The following is a 3753-nucleotide window of genomic DNA, read 5'->3' as shown; positions in this document are numbered from 1 at the left end:
ATGCATTGCCGGGCGCCTCCGACACACTCATGGCCGTCGTGAGGCGCAGGCTTGCACAGCCTGCCAAGATCAGGGAAAAAATCAAAATCAGATATTTCATTGCACCTCCTTGCAACGGCCAATCTCCGACCGTGCCACACCCGCCAACGGCTTCAGTGCGCAACCCCCGGCTACGCGCGCGCCTCCTTGATCCGGTCGTAGGCAGCGCGTATCTCCTGCGTCTTTTCGGTGGCGACGCGCATCATTTCCTCCGGCAGGCCCTTCGCCACCAGCTTGTCCGGGTGATGCCGGCTCATCAGGCGCCGGTAGGCGCGCTTGACTTCGGCCTCGCTGGCGCCGGAGGGAACTCCCAGCGTGGCGTAGGCGTCTTCCAGGCTCGGGCCGCCGCGCGCCGCCGGGCCGGAATGCGCGCTGGCGCGGATCTGCTCCTCAAGCCGCTGGTACAGATCGCGCGGGATGCCGAGACAGTCGCTGACAAGCAGCAGAATGCGCCGTTCCGGCGCGCTGACGGCGCCGTCAGCGAGTGCCATCTGAATCTGAATCTCCAGGAACAGGCGGCGCAGATTGACCTGCCGCCCCGCCTCGCGGCGGAACTGCGCCAACACCCCGTCCAGGTCGAAGCGTTCGGACGCGCCTTCGCGGAACAGGTTTTGCGCCGCCGCCCGCAACTGCGGGTCCAAGTCGAAGTGGTCCATCACCGCGGAGGCCAGCCGGATCTCTTCGGGCGAGATGCGCCCATCCGCCTTGGCAATGCGCCCCATCACGGCGAAGGTGGCGGCGAAGAAAGCGCCCTGGAGGCGCTGCTGGCGCTGTTGCGCCCCGCCGAACGACGGCCCCGCGCCGCCCGCCGGCAACGGCTCCCGGCCACCCAGCTGATGACCAAGAGCGGCGCCCACGACGGCCCCCAGGGGGCCGCCGATCATGAAGCCGAAGGCGCCTCCCAGCAGCGTGCTGGTCCAACTCACCGCGTCATCCCGCCGCCGGGCCGCCGCCCGCGCGCCCCGCGCCCGCCGCCCTCAGTCATCGGCCTTGGGCGTGACGCGCAATACTTCGGTCATGGTGGTCTGCCCATGCGCGACCCTGGCGGCGCCCGCCAGGCGCAAGGTGTGCATCCCCTCTTTCAGACCCGCGCGCCGCAAGGCGTCGGCCTCGGCGCTGTCGCCGATCATCCGTTTGATCGCGTTGCTCACGGGCAGGATCTCGTACAAGCCAAGCCGGCCGTAGTAGCCGGTGCCGCGGCACTCCAGACAACCCTGGGGCACATACATCCACTGCGGCGCCGGCGCCTTGTACGGAGCGACCATGGAACCCCATGCCTTCTTGTCCATCGCAGTCCGGGACTTGCAGTTCGGGCACAAGACGCGAACCAGGCGCTGGGCCATAACCCCCAGCAACACGCTCTTGATCAGGTACGCCGGAATGCCGATCTCCAGCAGGCGGATAACGGCGCTGGGCGCGTCATTGGTATGCAACGTAGAGAGAACTAGGTGGCCGGTCAACGCGGCCTGGACGGCGACCTCGGCGGTCTCGTAGTCGCGGACCTCGCCAATCATGATGATGTCCGGGTCCTGGCGCAACAGGGAGCGCACCCCGTCGGCGAAGTGCAAGCTGATGTTGGACGCCACCTGCATCTGGTTGAAGGAGGGTTCGACCATCTCGATAGGGTCTTCGATGGTGCAGACGTTGACTTCCGGAGTGGCAAGCTGCCTTAGCGAGGAATACAGCGTGGTCGTCTTGCCGGAACCGGTAGGGCCCGTCACCAGAATAATGCCGTGCGGGGCGCCGATCATGGCTTGCCAGACATCGTGTTCCCTGCCGCCCAGTCCGAGCTCGTCGAAGCTCTTCAGCAGCACGTCCGGGTCGAAGATCCGCAACACCATCTTTTCGCCGAAGGCCGTGGGCAGGGTGGAGAGCCGCAGTTCCACCTCATTGCCCTGGAGGCCCTTGGTCTTGATGCGCCCGTCCTGGGGGCGGCGTTTCTCCGCCAGGTTCATGCGCCCGAGGTTCTTCAGGCGGCTGACCACGGCAACCATGACCAGCGCAGGCAGTTCATAGACGTGCTGCATCGTGCCGTCTATGCGGAACCGCACATTGCCCCGTTCCCGGCGCGGCTCGATATGGATGTCCGACGCCCGCTGGTCAAAGGCGTATTGCAGCAGCCAGTCCACGATGTTGACGATGTGGGCGTCGTTGGCCTCCGGCGAGTGCGTCTGGCCGAGTTCCAGCAATTGCTCGAAGTTGCCGACCCCGAGCGCCCCCAGGCCCTTGTAGTCCGTGTCGGCCGCCTTGCTGACCGAACGGGCCATGGAGTAGAACTCAAGAGTGTATCTTGCGATGGAGACAGGGTTGGCCACCACGACGGAGATGGTTTTGTCTTTCAGCGTCTGCTGCAACATGGGCAGCCAGTCCCTCCGAAACGGCTGCGCGGTGGCGACGACGACCTCGCTGCCCTCGGCCTCCACCGCCAGGATGTCGTGCCGCCGGGCGTACTGGTAGGACATCACCGCGGTCACCTGGGGGACATTCACCCGCAACGGATCGATTCGGTAGTAGGGCAGGCCGGACTTGTCGCCGAGCCAGCTGGTCAGCGCCTCCAGAGTCAGGGCCTTGCCGCTGTCCTTGCGATCGGGAAACTTCTGTTCGGCGACGATCTCCAGGGGGTGCGCGGCGGGCCGCTGCCGCGTGCGCTGCGAGGCAAGCAGAGTCTCCGCATTGCCTCTGGAGATCCGCCCCTCCCTCGCCAAGTCGTCCAGCACTTCCCGCAGCTCCAGCAGGCGCTCCGGTGCGGCGATGGCGGAGACAGCGCCGGATTCGCGCCCGGGTTCGCGGCCAGGTTCACGCCTGGGCGGGGGACTGCGACGGCGGCTTACCGGGCGCTTGATCATGGTCGTCCCCCACACGAGGAGGAACCCGTACCGAAGCCGGCTGCGCCGGCGCCCGACCGGGCCCGCTTACTCGCTTGGCGGAGGAGAGAAAAACGGGGAAGGGGCATCTGTAGGTTCTTCCTGCCCCGGCTCGGCATTCGCTGGCGCGGCGCCCGCCGCCTGCTGGCCCTGCTGACTCTCCGAGTCGGGGTAGCCCACCGCGTCGAGCTGGCTCTTTAGCGCAGAACGGTTATAGCCACTCACCAACTGCTTCCCTATAGCCACCGCCGGCACCGTCAAGGCGCCGGAACGTTCTTTGAGTTCTTGCTGGTTATCGGCATTTTCGCTCACGTCCTTCTCGGAGAAGGGCAGCCCGCGCTTGCTCAGGTAATTGCGCGTCAAATCGCAGGCGTCGCAGTTCGGCACGCTGTAGATCACGATCGGATGCTCCGAGCGAAGTTGCTGCAAATTGACGCCGCCAACCTGTCCCGAGGTGAGAATCTTTTTCTCGCCGAGTTGCTGCGTGTCGGCAGGGCAGCGGTCGGCGAAATATTTCCTGCCTTCCGCATCCTGGCACTCCTTGATCGTGGCGCCCAGGGCAATGCCCTGCCCGCAACACAGGAGCGCCGCCACGACCAGGCAACGCCCCCCATACGGCCGCCAACGCGCCCGCCCGTCTGTCTTCGCACGCTCGTCCCTCGCCCAAGGGAATATGCCAATTCGCCGCCTGCTCATGATCTCCTCCTCGCGCCTCCGCGAAACCGTACCCGTTACGACGGGACATGCGCTATGCATACGCCATGCATCGCGCCCGGCACCAGGGGATTATAGCGCAAGCCCGGTCTCATGCCCAACGCAACCGCGGAAGTCCGAGCCGTTACGCAATCGA

The 3753-nt window shown here is 65.9% G+C and carries 3 protein-coding genes; all 3 read right to left on the bottom strand.

The window, feature by feature from the left end; all coding sequences use genetic code 11:
• Positions 1 to 170: 170 nt before the first annotated feature.
• On the bottom strand, positions 171 to 965 hold the full coding sequence (djlA, locus tag OXU43_07110; GenBank protein ID MDD9824923.1) for a co-chaperone DjlA: 795 nt from the start codon (positions 963 to 965) through the stop codon (positions 171 to 173).
• A gap of 51 nt (positions 966 to 1016) precedes the next feature.
• Entirely contained in the window at positions 1017 to 2885 is a 1869-nt protein-coding gene (locus OXU43_07105) for a GspE/PulE family protein (protein MDD9824922.1), read from the bottom strand.
• Positions 2886 to 2951: 66 nt separating this feature from the next.
• Positions 2952 to 3497 (bottom strand): glutaredoxin family protein, encoded by a 546-nt coding sequence (locus tag OXU43_07100; protein MDD9824921.1) that lies wholly within the window; start codon positions 3495 to 3497, stop codon positions 2952 to 2954.
• Positions 3498 to 3753 lie beyond the last annotated feature (256 nt).

The sequence above is a fragment of the Gammaproteobacteria bacterium genome, from assembly GCA_028817255.1.
GTDB classification, from domain to species: Bacteria; Pseudomonadota; Gammaproteobacteria; order Porifericomitales; family Porifericomitaceae; genus Porifericomes; species Porifericomes azotivorans.
This window is presented reverse-complemented; position numbering and strand designations above follow the sequence as displayed.

Coding starts and splice junctions, on each gene's coding strand:
- OXU43_07105 (MDD9824922.1), bottom strand. CDS start 2,885: ATGATCAAGCGCCCGGTAAGCCGCCGTCGCAGTCCCCCGCCCAGGCGT.